13 protein-coding genes and 1 riboswitch are annotated in these 15,877 nt (G+C 69.1%); of the genes, 11 read left to right on the top strand and 2 right to left on the bottom strand.

All coding sequences use genetic code 11. From position 1 onward, the window contains the following. The first annotated feature begins 356 nt into the window (after positions 1–356). Positions 357–447, top strand: a riboswitch (ZMP/ZTP riboswitch). A 20-nt stretch (positions 448–467) separates the two neighbouring features. Continuing rightward, positions 468–1,892: a glycine hydroxymethyltransferase gene (locus tag ACFQV6_RS43560; RefSeq protein WP_378033617.1), complete on the top strand. Its 1,425-nt coding sequence runs from the start codon at positions 468–470 to the stop codon at positions 1,890–1,892. 85 nt (positions 1,893–1,977) lie between these two features. On the opposite strand, the gene ACFQV6_RS43555 is transcribed toward ACFQV6_RS43560, so the two are convergent. Then, positions 1,978–2,469: a metallophosphoesterase family protein gene (locus tag ACFQV6_RS43555; protein ID WP_378033616.1), complete on the bottom strand. Its 492-nt coding sequence runs from the start codon at positions 2,467–2,469 to the stop codon at positions 1,978–1,980. A 288-nt stretch (positions 2,470–2,757) separates the two neighbouring features. Here ACFQV6_RS43555 and ACFQV6_RS43550 point away from each other — a divergent pair, with 288 nt between their 5' ends. Next, positions 2,758–4,911, top strand: coding sequence for a discoidin domain-containing protein (locus ACFQV6_RS43550; RefSeq protein ID WP_378033615.1), 2,154 nt, complete (start codon positions 2,758–2,760; stop codon positions 4,909–4,911). Here ACFQV6_RS43550 and ACFQV6_RS43545 read toward each other — a convergent pair. After that, positions 4,898–5,893 (bottom strand): LacI family DNA-binding transcriptional regulator, encoded by a 996-nt coding sequence (locus ACFQV6_RS43545; RefSeq protein ID WP_378033614.1) that lies wholly within the window; start codon positions 5,891–5,893, stop codon positions 4,898–4,900. The two genes, ACFQV6_RS43550 and ACFQV6_RS43545, sit on opposite strands and share 14 nt — an antisense overlap. A gap of 125 nt (positions 5,894–6,018) precedes the next feature. Between ACFQV6_RS43545 and ACFQV6_RS43540 the strand changes: the two genes are divergently transcribed. The 9 genes from ACFQV6_RS43540 to ACFQV6_RS43500 are packed head-to-tail and all read left to right on the top strand — an operon-like array spanning position 6,019 to position 15,774. Next, positions 6,019–7,053 (top strand): sugar ABC transporter substrate-binding protein, encoded by a 1,035-nt coding sequence (locus tag ACFQV6_RS43540; RefSeq protein WP_378033613.1) that lies wholly within the window; start codon positions 6,019–6,021, stop codon positions 7,051–7,053. A 2-nt stretch (positions 7,054–7,055) separates the two neighbouring features. Then, positions 7,056–8,072, top strand: coding sequence for an ABC transporter permease (locus ACFQV6_RS43535; RefSeq protein WP_378033612.1), 1,017 nt, complete (start codon positions 7,056–7,058; stop codon positions 8,070–8,072). Next, positions 8,069–8,839: an ATP-binding cassette domain-containing protein gene (locus ACFQV6_RS43530; protein ID WP_378033611.1), complete on the top strand. Its 771-nt coding sequence runs from the start codon at positions 8,069–8,071 to the stop codon at positions 8,837–8,839. The genes ACFQV6_RS43535 and ACFQV6_RS43530 overlap by 4 nt, the downstream gene beginning before the upstream one ends. Positions 8,840–8,871: 32 nt before the next feature. After that, positions 8,872–9,750, top strand: coding sequence for an NAD(P)H-binding protein (locus ACFQV6_RS43525; RefSeq protein WP_378033610.1), 879 nt, complete (start codon positions 8,872–8,874; stop codon positions 9,748–9,750). A 39-nt stretch (positions 9,751–9,789) separates the two neighbouring features. Then, the gene (locus ACFQV6_RS43520; protein ID WP_378033609.1) at positions 9,790–11,763 is read left to right on the top strand and encodes a putative bifunctional diguanylate cyclase/phosphodiesterase; all 1,974 of its coding nucleotides are present in this window, start codon (positions 9,790–9,792) and stop codon (positions 11,761–11,763) included. A gap of 32 nt (positions 11,764–11,795) precedes the next feature. Next, a complete protein-coding gene (locus ACFQV6_RS43515; RefSeq protein ID WP_378033618.1) occupies positions 11,796–12,674 on the top strand; it encodes an ABC transporter substrate-binding protein in 879 nt (292 codons plus the stop codon). Between the two features lie 30 nt (positions 12,675–12,704). Next, complete coding sequence (locus tag ACFQV6_RS43510) at positions 12,705–13,316, top strand: TetR family transcriptional regulator (RefSeq protein ID WP_378033608.1); 612 nt, start codon at positions 12,705–12,707, stop codon at positions 13,314–13,316. Beyond that, a complete protein-coding gene (locus ACFQV6_RS43505; RefSeq protein WP_378033607.1) occupies positions 13,313–14,206 on the top strand; it encodes an ATP-binding cassette domain-containing protein in 894 nt (297 codons plus the stop codon). Before ACFQV6_RS43510 ends, ACFQV6_RS43505 begins: the two co-directional genes overlap by 4 nt. Further along, positions 14,203–15,774 (top strand): ABC transporter permease, encoded by a 1,572-nt coding sequence (locus ACFQV6_RS43500; RefSeq protein WP_378033606.1) that lies wholly within the window; start codon positions 14,203–14,205, stop codon positions 15,772–15,774. Before ACFQV6_RS43505 ends, ACFQV6_RS43500 begins: the two co-directional genes overlap by 4 nt. Positions 15,775–15,877 lie beyond the last annotated feature (103 nt).

Raw genomic sequence — 15,877 nt, 5'->3', positions numbered from 1 at the left:
CCGATGGTACTGCACTCGGGAGGGTGTGGGAGAGTAGGACGCCGCCGGACTCAAACATGAAAGAAAGGCCCACCCCGTCCGGGGTGGGCCTTTCTTTTTGCCCAAAAACGGTCAACTCGGCTGGCGCCCAGGGGGGCCTCACGGCCGGAAAAGCCCCGCTCACGGCCAGCTGGGTTACTCGGCTGGCGTCCAGGGGGGCCTCACGGCCGGAAAGGCCCCGCTCGCGCCCAGCTGGCTCACCCGGCTGGCGCCCAGGGGGGCCTTGCGGGCGGAAAGGCCCCGCTCACGGCCAGCTGGGTTACTTGGCTGGCGCTGGGCGGGCGATGAGGGCGGCGGGGGAGGGGGGCCGGTATGCTGGGGTGGGCCGTGACTGGCGCGTTCGGATGGTTGACCATCGGGGAGCGGCTCCGTCGAGACGACGACTTGCCGTGCGCCTGGGCCTCTTCGCTACGTGATAGGGAGGTCCCATGCCTGAGTTGAACGCCGAGTCCACCGCTTTCCGCTCCGCCCTCGAGGTGGTCCGCTCCGTCGAACCGCGCATTGCAGACGCGATCGCGAAGGAGCTGACCGACCAGCGGGAGTCGCTGAAGCTGATCGCGAGTGAGAACTACGCTTCGCCGGCCGTCCTGCTCGCCATGGGTAACTGGCTCTCCGACAAGTATGCGGAGGGCACGATCGGCCGCCGCTTCTACGCCGGTTGCCAGAACGTCGACACCGTCGAGTCCGTTGCCGTCGAGCACGCCAAGGCCCTGTTCGGCGCTCCCTACGCCTATGTGCAGCCGCACTCCGGTATCGACGCGAACCTGGTCGCCTACTGGGCGATCCTGGCCGACCGCGTCGAGGTGCCGTACCTGAAGAAGTTCGAGAAGCGGCAGATCAACGACCTGACCGTTGCCGAGTGGGCCGAGCTGCGTCAGGCCTTCGGCAACCAGCGGCTGCTCGGCATGTCCCTGGACGCCGGCGGTCACCTCACCCACGGGTTCCGGCCGAACATCTCCGGGAAGATGTTCGACCAGCGCAGCTACGGTGTCGACCCGTCCACCGGGCAGATCGACTACGCGGCGCTGCGTGAGACCGCGAAGGAGTTCAAGCCTGCGGTGATCGTGGGCGGCTACTCGGCGTACCCCCGGAAGGTGAACTTCGCGAAGATGCGCGAGATCGCCGACGAGGTCGGTGCCACGTTCATGGTCGACATGGCGCATTTCGCCGGCCTGGTCGCGGGTGGTGTCTTCACCGGCGACTACAACCCGATCCCGCACGCGCACATCGTCACCACCACCACCCACAAGAGCCTGCGCGGCCCGCGCGGTGGTGCGGTCCTCTGCCAGCCGGAGCTCTCGAGCCAGGTGGACCGCGGCTGCCCGATGGTGCTCGGCGGCCCGCTGCCGCACGTGATGGCCGCCAAGGCGATCGCTTTCGCCGAGGCTCGCCGGCCCGAGTTCAGCACGTACGCCCAGCAGATCGTCACGAACAGTCAGGCTCTCGCCGAGGGCCTCACGAAGCGTGGTGTGCAGCTGGTCTCCGGCGGTACCGACAACCACCTTGTGCTGCTCGACGTGCACCCGTTCGGCATCACCGGACGGCAGGCCGAGCAGGCCCTGCTGGACAGCGGCATCGTCACCAACCGCAACGCTATCCCGAACGACCCGAACGGTGCCTGGTACACCTCCGGCATCCGCGTCGGCACCCCGGCCCTCACCAGCCGCGGCCTCGGTACGGCCGAAATGGATCAGATCGCCGATCTGATCCACACGGTGCTCACCGGCACGATCCCGGCCGAGGGTTCCAAGGCCAAGTTCACGCTCGACCCGGCCCTCGCCGACCGGATCAGCAAGCAGGCCTCCGAGCTCCTCGCGCCGTTCCCGCTCTACCCGACCGTCGACCTCGGCTGATCCGTTCGCTCAACACCGCCTCCGTGAGCCTTGCGCTCGCGGGGGCGGCTTGCGTTAGCGAGCGGTGCGGTCAAAGACGGTGCGGTCAAAGACGGTGCAGCACCAGGTCGTGCAGTCCGCCCTTCGCCACCCTTGCCGTCATGAACGTGTGGTGCGGCTGCCGCCGCCGATCGGTAGGTGACCCGGGGTTGAGCAGTCGCAACCCACTGGGCGCGATGGTGTCCCACGGGATGTGGGAATGCCCGAAAACCAGCACATCCACATCGGGGAAGCGCTTCCCGCAACGCACCTCTCGCCCGGTAGCCGCCCCGGTCTCGTGCACCACAGCAAGGCGCAATCCGTCCAGCGTGGCATAGGCAATTTCGGTCAGCCGGGCACGCAGCGCCGGACCGTCGTTGTTCCCGTAGCAGGCGATCAACCGACGTGACCGCTGCTCAATGGCATCCAGCAGCGACACGTCGACCCAGTCACCGGCATGGATCACCACATCTGCCGCGTCGATCGCCGTCCACAGTTCAGCCGGCAGGTCGCGCGCCCGCTTCGGAACGTGCGTGTCGGTGGTCAGCACAAGCCGCATAGTTCGATCCTAATTGTCCTTGCCTGGGATGCAGTGGGCGTTCTCGCACGCGGCGCCGGAACCGGTTCCGGCTTCGCTGTTATCAGAGCCTGTAATCCCTGCTGAAGCCCGCTGCCTCGAATTTCGCGGCAGGCGACGGCATGTGACGGCCCGGTTCCGGAACTGTTGCGAACTATGGACATCAATTCGTCACTCTCCTTACGTTCGGCCGGGAAGCGCTCTCCCAAGATTCGTTGAAGCGCTTCCCGAGAGTGCAGGACCGCCCGTCCCGTTCCCCGAGGAGAAGCGATGAGACGTTCCCCCTGGCGGCTGGCCGCCATCGGCGGCTTGGTAACCGCCATGGTGGCCGGGTTCACCACCATCACAGCGAGCGGCGCGAGTGCCGCCGAGGTCCTGCTGTCGCAGGGCAAGCCCGCCACTGCCTCCTCCACCGAGGCCGCCGGCGTCTACCTGGCCTCCGAAGCCGTCGACGGGAACACCGCTTCCCGCTGGTCGTCGGCGTTCTCCGACCCGCAGTGGCTCCAGGTCGACCTGGGCAGCTCGCAGGCGATCACCCGGGTCGAGCTGAACTGGGAGACCGCCGCGGCGAAGGCGTTCCAGATCCAGGTCTCGGACAACGCCTCCAGTTGGAGCACCGTCTACTCGACCACCACCGCGACCGGCGGAAATCAGTCGCTGTCGGTCAGCGGCAACGGCCGTTATGTGCGGATGTACGGCACGCAGCGCACCACGGGCTACGGATACTCCCTGTTCGAGTTCAAGGTCTTCGGCGAGTCCGGAACCAGCGTCCCCGGCGGTGGCAGCCTCGGCGCCAACGTGGTCGTCTTCGACCCGTCGATGTCGTCCGCGAGCATCCAGGCCCAGGCCGACGCGATCTTCCAGCAGCAGGAGCAGGCGCAGTTCGGCACCGGCCGGTACGTGCTCGCCTTCAAGCCCGGCACCTACAACGGCCTGAACATCCAGGTCGGGTTCTACACCTCGGTGATCGGTCTCGGCCAGAACCCGCAGGACGTACGGATCAACGGTGACATCACCGTCGACGCCGGCTGGTTCCAGGGCAACGCCACCCAGAATTTCTGGCGCTCGGTGGAGAACATCCAGGTCAACCCGGTGAACGGGACCAACCGCTGGGCCGTCTCGCAGGCCGCTCCGTTCCGGCGGATGGACATCCAGGGCAACCTGAACCTGGCGCCGAACGGGTACGGCTGGGCCTCCGGCGGTTACATCTCCGACTCCCGGATCACCGGGACCCAGGGTCAGTACTCGCAGCAGCAGTGGTTCACCCGGAACAGCCAGATCGCCTCGAACACCAACGCCGTCTGGAACCAGATGTTCGTCGGTGTCCAGGGCGCTCCGGCACAGACGTTCCCGAACCCGCCGTACACCACGATCGGTCAGACGCCGGTGATCCGGGAGAAGCCGTACCTGTACCAGACGGGCGGCCAGTTCGCGGTCTTCGTGCCCACGCTGCGTACCAACAGCTCGGGTGTGAGCTGGGCGAACGGCAACACGCCGGGTACCAGCATCCCGCTGAGCCAGTTCTTCGTGGCGAAGCCGGGTGACAGCGCGGCGACGATCAACGCGGCCCTCGCCTCGGGCCTCAACCTGATCTTCCAGCCGGGCATCTACCACGTGAACCAGACGATCAACGTGAACCGTGCCAACACCGTGGTGTTGGGCCTCGGGTACGCGACGATCATCCCGGACAACGGTGTCACCCCGATGCAGGTGGCCGATGTGGACGGTGTGAAGATCGCCGGCGTGCTCTTCGACGCGGGCACCACCAACTCGGCGAACCTGCTGGTGCTCGGCCCGAACGGGTCGAACGCGAACCACGCCGCGAACCCGACCACGGTTCAGGACGTGTTCTTCCGGATCGGTGGTTACATCGCCGGTAAGGCCACCAACAGCCTGCTGGTCAACAGCAACAACGTGATCATCGACCACATCTGGGCGTGGCGGGCCGACCACGGCAACGCCGGCACCTACGGATGGACCATCAACACGGCCGACAGCGGGCTGATCGTCAACGGTCAGAACGTCACGGCGTACGGGCTATTCGTGGAGCACTACCAGAAGTACGAGGTCCAGTGGAACGCCAACGGCGGCCGGACCTACTTCCTGCAGAACGAGAAGCCGTACGACCCGCCGACGCAGGCCGCCTGGCGGACCGGTGCGAACGGGTATGCGGCGTACAAGGTGGCGGACAGCGTGACCAACCACGAGGCGTGGGGCATGGGTAGCTACTGCTACTTCAACGTGAACCCGTCGATCCACGCCGACCGCGGTTTCGAGGTGCCGGTGAACTCCGGCGTGAAGCTGCACAACCTGCTGACTGTCTCGCTGGGTGGCAACGGGGTCATCGACCACGTGGTCAACAACACCGGTGGACCGGCTCAGGGCACGGCGACCGTACCGTCGTACCTCGTCAATTTTCCCTGATCCGTAACTCACCACTGCCGCGCGGGATCAGGGTCGTCGCCACCCGGATCTCGCGCGGCGGGCCGTCGCGGCCGTCGATGCGCTCGAAGAGCGCGCCGGCGGCCGCACTGCCCATCCGGGCCGGATGCTGCGCCACCACGGTGACCGCCGGTTCCAGCAGGTCGGCGAGCGGGAAGTCGTCGAAGCCGACCAGGGCGACGGAGCCTCGAAGGCCCAGGCGGCGTAGTGCGCGGACCGCTCCCACGGTGATCAGATTCTGACTCGTGAACAGAGCTGTGGGTGCGTCGGCGCGGCGCATCAGGCTCAGCGTCGCGCGTTCGGCGGCGGCCTCGCCGTGCACGTCGTGCAGCACCGGTCCGGCCCGGTTGCCGAGCGCCTGGAGATAACCGCGGAGACGGTCGCGTGCGGTCGGTATGCGCTGGTGGTCGCCGAGGAACGCGATGCGCCGGTGTCCGTGGGCGAGGAGGTGCCGTACCGCGCCGGCGGCGCCCGCGACGTTGGTGGAGACGACCGTGTCGGCCGGGAACCCGGTGCCCACCCGGTCCACGAAGACGACCGGCGTGCCGTTCAGCCGGTCCAGATAGGACTGGTCGGAAGCGGTCGGCACGAGGATGAGCCCGTCGGTCTGCCGCTGCCGGAACGCGCGGGCCAGCTCGCGTTCGCGACGCTCGTCCCCGTCCAGGCTCGCGGTGAGGACGTGCACGCCACGAGCCCGGGCCTCGTCCTCGATCGCCCGGTGCAGAGCCGCCGAGAACGGGTTCGCGACGTCCTCGAGAAGAACACCGATCGTCCGCGTACGCCGATCCCGCCGCCGCAGCATGCTGGCACCCAGATGCGGCCGGTAGTCGAGGGACTCGACAGCGGCACGCACCCGGGCCGCCAGGTCGGGTGTGACCGTCGGCTCGCCGTTGACCACCCGGGACACGGTCTTCAGGCTGACGCCGGCGGTACGGGCTACGTCGTTCATCGTCGGCCGCGCCATGGCCACTCCCATGATCACTCGGCGCTACACGTCGGAAACTCATTGTTGACACTCATCAGGGGTGGGCGTCTACTCCAAGACAACGTTGTCTTTCGATGTTTCGTCGCTCGACGTCCGGAGGAGGCATGCGTCAACGATCAAGGCTTTCCGCGGCCGCCGGTTGTGCGGTCCTGCTGCTCGCGGGCCTGACCGCCTGCAACCGGGGTACCGGCGAGCCCATCGTCGGACTGATCACCAAGACCGACACCAACCCGTTCTTCGTGACCATGCGCGAGGGCGCCCAGCAGGCCGCCGCCCAGCACGGCGTGGAGTTGCAGACCTTCGCCGGAAAGGTGGACGGCGACAACGAGGCGCAGGTGCTCGCGATCGAGAACCTGATCTCCTTCGGCGCCGAGGGCTTCCTGATCACGCCGAACGACTCCAAGGCGATCGTGCCCGCCATCGACCGGGCACACGAGGCGGACATGCTGGTCATCGCGCTGGACACGCCTGTCGATCCACCCGATGCGGCGGACGCCACGTTCGCCACCGACAACTTCGAGGCCGGCCGCCGGATCGGGCTGTGGGCCAAGGCGAAATTCGACAAGGCCGGTACCCAGGCGAAGATCGCGATGCTCGACCTCAACGCCAATCAGGTCTCCGTCGACGTGCAGCGTGACCAGGGCTTCATGGAGGGCTTCGGTATCGACGTCGCCGACGCCGCCCGGATCGGGGACGAGAACGACCCGCGGATCGCCGGGCACGACGTCACCGACGGCAACGAGGAGGGCGGGCGTACCGCGATGGAGAACCTGCTGCAGAAGGATCCGTCGATCAACCTGGTCTACACGATCAACGAGCCGGCCGCGGCCGGCGCGTACGAGGCCATCAAGGCCGCCGGCCGGGACCGGGACGTCACGATCGTCTCGGTCGACGGCGGGTGCCCGGGCGTCGACAACGTCGCGAAGGGCGTCATCGGCGCGACCTCGATGCAGTTCCCGATCAAGATGGCGCAGCTCGGTGTCGAGGCGATCGCGCAGTACGCCAAGGACGGCACCGTGCCGCAGAACACCGCCGGAAAGAACTTCGTGGACACCGGCGTCGAACTGATCACCGACGACCCGCAGGCCGGCGTGGAGGCGAAAGACTCCGCGTGGGGCAAGCAGAACTGCTGGGGCTGAGAATGACTGCTACCACCTCCGCGGACTTCGAGACCCGGCGTCACGACTCGTTCGGCCTGCGCGTGCAGCAACTGCTGCACGGCAATCCGGTGCTCGGGCCGCTCGCCGTACTGATCGTGGCGATCATCGCGTTCTCGATCATCAACGTTCGTTTCTTCTCCGCCGCGAACCTGTCCCTGGTGCTGTTGCAGGTGACGGTGATCGCGACACTGGCCCTCGGCCAGACACTGATCATCCTGACCGCCGGCATCGACCTGTCGGCCGGGGCGATCGCGGTCTTCTCGTCGATCCTGATGGCGCTGCTGTGCACCAAGGCCGGGATGCCGGGGCCGATCGCCCTGCTGCTCGGCTTCGCCTGCGGTACGGCGATGGGCGCGCTGAACGGGGTGCTGGTCGCCCGGGTCAAACTGCCACCGTTCATCGTCACGCTCGGCACGCTGACCATCTTCTTCTCGCTGAACTCGGTGGTCAGCAACAGCGAGACGGTTCGCGGTGCGGACATGCCGGGGCTGATGACCTGGACCGGGGAGTCCATCCCGATCGGGGACTTCCGGCTCAGCTACGGGTCGATCATCATGCTGCTGCTGTTCGGGCTATTCGCCTACGCGCTCAGTTCGACGGCCTGGGGCAAGCACGTCTACGCCACGGGTGACGACATCGAGGCGGCCCGGCTCGCCGGTATCCGTACCAATCGGGTGCTCTTCTCGGTCTACACCACGGCCGGGCTGCTCTACGCGGTCGCCGGCTGGATCCTGATCGGGCGGCTCGCGTCGGCGAGCCCGAACGTCGGCACCGAGTACAACCTGGACTCGATCACCGCGGTCGTGCTCGGCGGCACCAGCCTCTTCGGCGGCCGCGGCGGGGTGATCGGGACGCTGATCGGCGCCCTGATCGTCGGCGTGTTCCGCAACGGCCTGCAGCTGGCCGGCGTCGAGGTGGTCTGGCAGGGCTTCGCCATCGGCGTGCTGGTGCTGATCGCGGTCTCGCTGGACCAGTGGATCAGGAAGGTGAAATCGTGACGACGCCAGTCCTGGAGGCACGGGGCCTCACGAAGCGGTACGGCCGGGTCGTCGCGATCGACGACAGCGACCTGGAGCTGCTGCCCGGCGAGATCCTCGCGGTGATCGGCGACAACGGTGCCGGCAAGTCCAGCCTGATCAAGGCGCTCTCCGGCGCGCTCGTCCCGGACAGCGGCGAGATCCTGCTCGACGGCAAGCCGGTGACCTTCCGCAATCCGATGGACGCCCGGGCGGCGGGTATCGAGACGGTCTACCAGACCCTCGCGGTCGCGCCCGGCCTCGACATCGCGGACAACCTGTTCCTCGGCCGGGAGGAGCGCCGCTCCGGTCCCCTGGGATCGGTCTTCCGCATGCTGGACCGCAAACACATGCGCGAGGAGGCCGCCCGGCACATGAGCGAGCTCGGGGTCGCCACCCTGCAGAACATCAGCCAGCCGGTCGAGTCGCTCTCCGGCGGGCAGCGGCAGGCGGTGGCGGTCGCCCGGTCCGCGGCCTTCGGCAGCAAGGTGGTGATCCTCGACGAGCCGACCGCCGCACTCGGCGTCAAGGAGGGCAATCGGGTGCTCCAGCTCATCCGCGACGTACGGGATCGTGGTCTGCCAGTGATCTTGATCAGCCACAACATGCCGCACGTCTTCGAGATCGCCGATCGCATCCACATCCAGCGGCTCGGCCGCCGGGTCGCGATCATCACGCCGCAGTCGCACTCCATGTCCGACGCGGTGGCGATCATGACCGGCGCGGCCGCTCCGCCCTCGGAGGCCTGATTCCTGTCACAGGGGCCGGGTAGAACGACAGGATGACTATCGGAGTGACCGGGGCGACCGGAAACGTCGGATCGAGGGTGACACGACTGCTCCTCCAGGCGGGGGAGCGTCCCCGAGTGCTGGTGCGCGATCCCGGGCGGCTCGAGCCCGGGATCGCCGGCGAGGTCGACGCCGAGCGCGGTGACCTGAGCGATCGGGCGTTCGTGACGGGCGCGACCGCCGGCCTCGACGCGCTGCTCTGGGTCACGCCTGAGGACATCACCGCGGCCGATCCGCTGAGTGAGATGGCCGCGGTGGTGGAGAGCGGCACGGCAGCGGTGCGGGCCTCCGAGGTCCGCCGGGTCGTGGTGATCAGCAGTGTCGGAGCGGAGCGGCGGCACGGTGCGGGGCTGATCGACGGCCTCGCCCGCGCCGAGGACGCGTTCCTCGCGACCGGCGCCGACGTGACCGTGCTCCGCGGTGGTTACTACTTCACCAACCTGCTCGGCAACCTCGACGAGCTGAGGGACGGGCGGCTCACCACCACGATGCCGGCGGAGCGGCCGATGCCCTGGGTCGATCCGCGGGACGTGGGTGAGGTCGCGGCGGCCCGGCTGCTGGCGCCCGGCTGGTCCGGTCCGGTGGTGCAGGCCGTGCACGGTCCGGCGGACCTCACCTGGGCGGGTGTGGCCGAGGTGATCTCGCGGGCGACCGGTGCGAAGGTGAGCCTCGACGTGGTGGCGGACCGGGCGATGAGTGACGGGCTGCGGCAGGCCGGGCTCTCCGGCGCCGCCGCCGACGCCCTGGTCGGCATGATCGCCGGGATCCGTGACGACTTCACACCGGAGCAGGAGCGCACGCCGGTCACCACCACGCCGACCAGCCTCGAGCAGTGGGTCGCCGCGACATTGGTGCCGATGCTGCGGGGCTGAATCCCTCAAGGCGGGGTGCCCGGCACCGATCAGTCCCGCATGTGGTCCCGCCGAGCCCGCCGCCAACCCGGCGCACGTACGAGCACCCGCCTGTTCGCGACCTACGCCGCGGCCAGCCTGGTGCCCGTTGTCGCGTTGGGCGCGATGATGGTGCAGACCTATCGCGGTGACGCCGCCGACCAGGGGCGGGCCCAGGGTCTCGCACAGGCCGCGGTCATCGCCGAGATGGCGATCGCCCCCGCGCTCAACACCGGTGAGACGGTGGCGAGCGACGGCATCACCGACGGCCTGACCGTCGTCCAGGTCGAGGGCATGCGGGCGGCGACCGAACAGGCCGTGTTCCGCGGTGCGGTACTGCGGGTGCGGCTGCGCAGCTTCACCGGGCGGGTGGTCTTCTCCGACGACGGCTCGACGAGCGGCGGCGTACCGACCTCCGACCCGGACTTCCAGGCGGCTGCGGCGGGCAATCCGCGGGCCACCGTGATCGACGGCCGCGTCGACGTCATCCGGGTGCTCCAGCCGCTGGTGGCGAGCGCGTCCGGGCAGTCCGTCGGAGTGATCGAGCTGTACCTGCCGTACCAGACGATCGCCGACCAGTTGCACGCGCAGATGACGCGTTCCTGGTGGCGTATTGGCGGTGCCCTGATCGCCCTCTACCTGGTGCTGGCGCTGCTCGCCTGGAGCACCACCCGCTCGCTGAGCCGGTACGCGGCCCGCCAGGAGTACCAGGCCACCCACGACGCGCTGACCGGCCTGCCGAACCGGACGGCCTTCCGGGACCAGGCCGAGCAGGTGCTCGAGGTGGCCCGGCGCAACGGTGGCAACGGCGCCGTGGTGCTGGCCGACCTCAACCGGTTCAAAGAGGTCAACGACACCCTGGGGCACCACGCCGGCGACGAGCTGCTGCGCATCGTCTCCGTACGGATGCGCGACGCGCTGGGACCGGACGACATCCTGGCGCGGCTGGGCGGCGACGAGTTCGCCCTGATGCTGCCGGGCCGCGACCGGACCGAAGCGGTCGCCCTGCTCGAGTCGGTGCACGACCGGGTCTCCGACGAGATGGTGCTCGACGGCGTACCTCTGAGCATCGAGGCGAGTTTCGGGGTGTCGCTCTATCCCGAGCACGGCGACCAGTTGCAGGATCTCAAGCAGCGCGCCGACACCGCCATGTACCAGGGCAAGCGTGGCACCGCGGACGTCGTGGTCTACGCCGGTGGCGAGACCAGCCACCCGCACCAGTGGCTGGTGGTGCAGGCCGAGCTCAGGCACGCGCTGGAACGCGACGAGCTGGTGCTGTTCTACCAGCCCAAGGTCAACCTCCCGTCCGGCGAGGTCGGCGGTGTCGAGGCACTCGTGCGCTGGCAGCACCCGCTGCGCGGGCTGGTCCCGCCCGGCGAGTTCCTGCCGGCCGCCGAGCACTCCGGGCTGATCGTGCCGCTCACCGAGTGGGTCCTGCGCCGTGCCCTCGCCGGGCAGGCGGGCTGGACCCGGCTCGGCTGGGACTGGCCGCTGTCGGTGAACGTCTCGGCCCGCAACCTCGAGGTGCCCGGGTTCCCGCAGCTCGTCAAGGACCTGCTGGCGGAGACCGGCACCCCGCCGGACCGGCTGATCCTGGAGATCACCGAGACCGCGCTGGCCGGCGACACCGACACCGTGGCGCGGACCGTTGTCGAGCTCGGGCAGCTGGGCGTCGGCATCTCGGTCGACGACTTCGGCGCGGGCTTCACCAGCCTCGCGTACCTCCGGGGCCTGCCGATCACCGAAATCAAGATCGATCGGGCGTTCGTCGCCGACGTGATGCGCGATCCGCAGAGTCAGGCGATCGTCCGGTCCGTCATCGAGCTCGCTCATGGCCTGGGCAGCCGTGCCACCGCCGAGGGCGTGGAGACGGCCGAGGTCGGTCACTGGCTGGCCGCGGCCGGCTGTGACGAGGCGCAGGGCTACTTCTACGGGCGCCCGGCGCCCTGGCCAGAAATTTCCGCAGTACCGGTACCCGAGGGGGCAGTCAGATGAGGTTCTTCCGGCGAGGCTTGGCGTTGACCAGCGTGGTCCTGGTGCTCGCGGTCGGTGGTTGTTCAGGTGGCGGGTCGGAGAAGGAGGAGAGCGTCCTCGACGTGACCGCCGCGGTGGCCATGGATCAGGACCTGCACGCGCGGCTGCCCCAGTCGGTACGCGCCCGCGGTTCCATCCGGCTGGTGACCGACGCCAGCTACGCGCCGATGGAGTATTTCGCGGCCGACGGTCGTACGGTGATCGGCTTCTCGCCGGACCTGGCCGCCGCCCTCGGTGACGTCCTCGGTATCCGCACCGAGATGGTGGTGGGTGTCTTCAGCACCGCGCTGGATGAGGTCGGAGCCGGCACCTACGACGCCGTGCTCTCGTCGATGACCGACACGGTCGACCGCCGGGACAAGGCGGACTTCATCGACTACCTGAACGCCGGCACCTCGATCGTGGTGCAGCAGGGCAACCCGCGGAACGTCAGCGAACTGTCGGACCTCTGCGGCCAGAAGGTGGCGACCGAGCACGGAACCCTTCAGGAGGAGATCCTCCAGCGGCTCCAGAAGAAGGAGTGCGCCGCCTGGCCGATCAAGATTGACAGCCGCCGGACGAACGCGGACGCGCTGGTGCAGTTGCGCACCGGCCGGGTGGCCGCGGTGCTGATCGACTCCCCGCCGGCCGCGCACCTGATCGCCGATCCCCGGACCAGCGCCTTCTACCAGCTCGCCAACGACCAGCAGTACGAGCCGGGCCAGTTCGGGATCGCCGTGGCCAAGGACAACAAGGCGCTGCGGGACTGCCTCCAGGCGGCTCTGAAGCGGCTGATCGAGTCCGGCACCTACGCCGAATTGCTCTCCCGCTGGGGCCTGGAAGGCAGTGCTGTCACCGAGGCGACAGTGAATGGGGCATCGACGAAGGCCTAAAGCTACACACGCGTGTAGTACGCTACACACGTGAGTAGCAATAGCGACCTGACCGCCCGTGCCCGCATCCGTGATGCCGCGATCGCGCTCTTCACCGATCGCGGCATCGGCGGTGCCACCATCCGGGACATCGCCCAGGCCGCCGACGTCTCCTCCGGGCTCCTCCGGCACCACTTCGGGTCGAAGGAGGGCCTGCGCGACGCCTGCGACGAGTGGGCGATGGGGCAGATCGCCCAGCTCCAGATGCGGTTCGCCGACTCGCAGACGATCGGCCCGCTGACGCCCGAGGTGATGATCCTCCAGCAGTATCTGGTGCGGTCCCTGATGGACGGTTCCCCCCGGGGCTCGGCCATGTTCCTGCAAGCCGTGGAGCACGGCGAGCAATGGCTGGCGAGCACCCATCTGGAGACGTCCGACCGCCGGGCCTACGTGGCTGTCCTGGGCGCCATGAAGATGGGCATGTTCCTGATGGGCGACCAGTTGACGGCCGCGCTCGGTGAGGACGTGCGATCCCGCCCGGGTTACCTGCGCATGATCCGCGCGTCGATCGAGGTCTTCTCGCAACCGCTACTCACTCCCGAACAGACCGACCAGGCGTTCAAGGCGCTCGATCGGTTCGAATCCGACGAGGGAGTGTCATGACCGAGGCCATCGATGTCGACGGACTGATCAAACGGTTCGGGGCGGTCACCGCCCTTGACCGGCTCGACCTGAAGGTGCGCACCGGCGAGGTGCACGGCTTCCTGGGCCCGAACGGTGCGGGCAAGACCACCACGATTCGGGTCCTGCTCGGCCTGATGAGGGCCGACGGCGGGACCGCGCGGCTGCTCGGCGGCGACCCGTGGGCCGACGCGACAGAGCTGCACAAACGCCTCGCCTACGTGCCGGGTGACGTCACCTTCTGGCCGAGCCTCACCGGCGGCGAGGTGATCGATCTGCTGGGCCGGCTGCGCGGTGGCCTGGACCGCAAGCGCCGCGACGACCTGATCGAGCGGTTCGAGCTTGACCCCCGGAAGAAGGGCCGGGCGTATTCGAAGGGCAACCGGCAGAAGGTGGCGCTCGTCGCGGCGCTCGCCTCCGATGTGGAGCTGCTGATCCTCGACGAGCCCACCTCCGGGCTGGACCCGCTGATGGAGGAGGTCTTCCGCGAGGTGATCCTTCAGGAGAAACAGCGAGGCGACCGTACGGTGCTGCTCTCCAGCCACATCCTGTCCGAGGTGGAGGTGCTCTGCGACCGGCTGACGATCATCCGTGCGGGGCAGGCGGTGGAGACCGGCACCCTAGACGACCTGCGGCATCTGACGCGGACGAGCATTCGAGCCGAGCTGACCGGGCCGGTGAACGGGCTCGCGTCCCTCACCGGCGTGCACGAACTGACCGGTGACGACGGCCGGGTGGCGTTCGATGTGGACGCCGACGCTCTGGAGCCGGCACTGCGGGCACTCGTCGCGGCGGGCGTGCGCAGCCTGGTGAGCCAGCCGCCCTCGCTGGAGGAGCTGTTCCTGCGGCACTACGCGAGGAGCGAGAAATGACCGGGTACGGCCGGCTCATCCGGCTCATCCTCCGCCGTGACCGCGTCATCATGCCGCTCTGGATTCTCGGGCTCGGCATCCTGCCGTATGTGTACGTCGCCAGTTTCAAGACGCTCTTCGCCACCGATCAGGAACGCGTCGACTACGCCCGGCTCAGCGCGGAGAACGCCGGGTTCGTGGGGCTCTACGGCCCGCTGCACGGCACCAGCCTGGGCGAGCTGACGGTCTGGCGGGGCGGCTTCGTGCCGGTCATGATCGGGCTGGTCGCGCTGCTCACCGTCATCCGGCACACCCGCGCCGACGAGGAGGCCGGCCGGACCGAGCTGATCCGGGCCACCGTGGTCGGGCGCTATGCGCCGCTCGCCGCAGCCGTGCTCGCGACGGCCGGAGCATGCCTGATCATGGGACTCCTCGTGACGGCGACGATGATCGGTGCGGGGCTCCCGGCCGGTGGCTCGGTCGCGCTGGGTGCGGTGTTCACGCTCTCCGGCTGGACCTTCGCCGGCGTCGGCGCGGTCGCTGCGCAGCTCAGTGGTGGGGCGCGCGGTGCGCGCACGATCGCGGTCATGACGCTGGGTTTGGCGTACGTGCTACGCCTCGGCGGCGACATCTCGGCCCTCGGTGACGGGCGACTCGGCTGGCTCTCCTGGCTGTCACCGGTGGGGTGGGCACACCGTGTCTTTCCGTACGGCACGAATGCCTGGTGGCCCGCCCTGCTCGCGATTCTGTTCTCGGTCGGTGCGGGTGCCGTCTCCGCGTACCTCCTCACCCGCCGCGACTTCGGCGGTGGCCTGCTCGCCGCACGGCTCGGACCAGCGACGGCCGCCGCGGGTCTGCGCTCGCCCATCGCGCTCGCCTGGCGCCTGCACCGCGGTCCGCTGTTCGGCTGGACCGCCGGATTCGCCGCCCTCGGCCTGATCTTCGGAGCCGTCGGCAGCACCGTCACGCGGATCGCCGAAGACGCCGGCGGGATCGACGAGATCTTCACCAAGATCGGTGGGGCGGGGGCGGTCAGCGATGCCTACTTCGCTACTACGGCGGCGATCTGCGGGATGGTTGCGGCCTGCTACGCGGTGCAGGCGGCGCTGCGGATGCGCGACGAGGAGCAGAGCGGGCATGCGGAGGCTGTGCTCTCGACATCCGTGAGCCGGTACGCGTGGGCCGGCAGCCATCTGGTGTTCGCCCTGCTCGGGCCTGGTGCGGCGCTGGTCGCTGAAGGGCTGCTGGCGGGTTTGGTGCACGGGGACGTGGGTCCGGTGCTGGGTGCTTCGGTGGCGCAGCTGCCCGCGGTGTGGGTGCTGGCCGGAGTGACGGTGCTGCTGATCGGCGTGCTGCCGCGGCTGGCGGCGGTGGCCTGGGGCGCGGTTGCGGCGTGCCTGCTGGTGTTGCTGGTGGGGCCGTTGCTCGGGGTGAGCCAGTGGGTGCTGGACCTGTCGCCGTTCACGCACGTGCCGCACCTGCCGGGGTCGGACGTGAGTGTGGTGCCGCTGGTCGTGCTGACCGGGGTGGCCGTGCTGCTGGGCGTCACGGGGCTGGCCGCCCTCCGCCGCCGAGACCTCCCCGCCTAGCCCCCTCCCGCTCACCCAACCCGCGCGCGCCACCCGCGCGCTCCGCCCGCCCGCCCGCGCCCGCGCCGCCCGCCCGCCCGCCCGCGCCCGCGCCGCCCCCGCC

This window comes from Actinoplanes sp. GCM10030250, from assembly GCF_042666575.1.
Lineage (GTDB): Bacteria > Actinomycetota > Actinomycetes > Mycobacteriales > Micromonosporaceae > Actinoplanes.
Note: the sequence above shows the minus strand (reverse complement) of the source record. Positions and strands in the feature narration are given on the sequence as shown.

Excerpts from the sequence above, each read along its gene's own strand:
- ACFQV6_RS43560 (WP_378033617.1), top strand. The coding sequence starts at position 468 with ATGCCTGAGTTGAACGCCGAGTCCACCGCTTTCCGCTCCGCCCTCGAG.
- ACFQV6_RS43555 (WP_378033616.1), bottom strand. The coding sequence starts at position 2,469 with ATGCGGCTTGTGCTGACCACCGACACGCACGTTCCGAAGCGGGCGCGC.
- ACFQV6_RS43550 (WP_378033615.1), top strand. The coding sequence starts at position 2,758 with ATGAGACGTTCCCCCTGGCGGCTGGCCGCCATCGGCGGCTTGGTAACC.
- ACFQV6_RS43545 (WP_378033614.1), bottom strand. The coding sequence starts at position 5,893 with ATGGCGCGGCCGACGATGAACGACGTAGCCCGTACCGCCGGCGTCAGC.
- ACFQV6_RS43540 (WP_378033613.1), top strand. The coding sequence starts at position 6,019 with ATGCGTCAACGATCAAGGCTTTCCGCGGCCGCCGGTTGTGCGGTCCTG.
- ACFQV6_RS43535 (WP_378033612.1), top strand. The coding sequence starts at position 7,056 with ATGACTGCTACCACCTCCGCGGACTTCGAGACCCGGCGTCACGACTCG.
- ACFQV6_RS43525 (WP_378033610.1), top strand. The coding sequence starts at position 8,872 with ATGACTATCGGAGTGACCGGGGCGACCGGAAACGTCGGATCGAGGGTG.
- ACFQV6_RS43520 (WP_378033609.1), top strand. The coding sequence starts at position 9,790 with ATGTGGTCCCGCCGAGCCCGCCGCCAACCCGGCGCACGTACGAGCACC.
- ACFQV6_RS43505 (WP_378033607.1), top strand. The coding sequence starts at position 13,313 with ATGACCGAGGCCATCGATGTCGACGGACTGATCAAACGGTTCGGGGCG.
- ACFQV6_RS43500 (WP_378033606.1), top strand. The coding sequence starts at position 14,203 with ATGACCGGGTACGGCCGGCTCATCCGGCTCATCCTCCGCCGTGACCGC.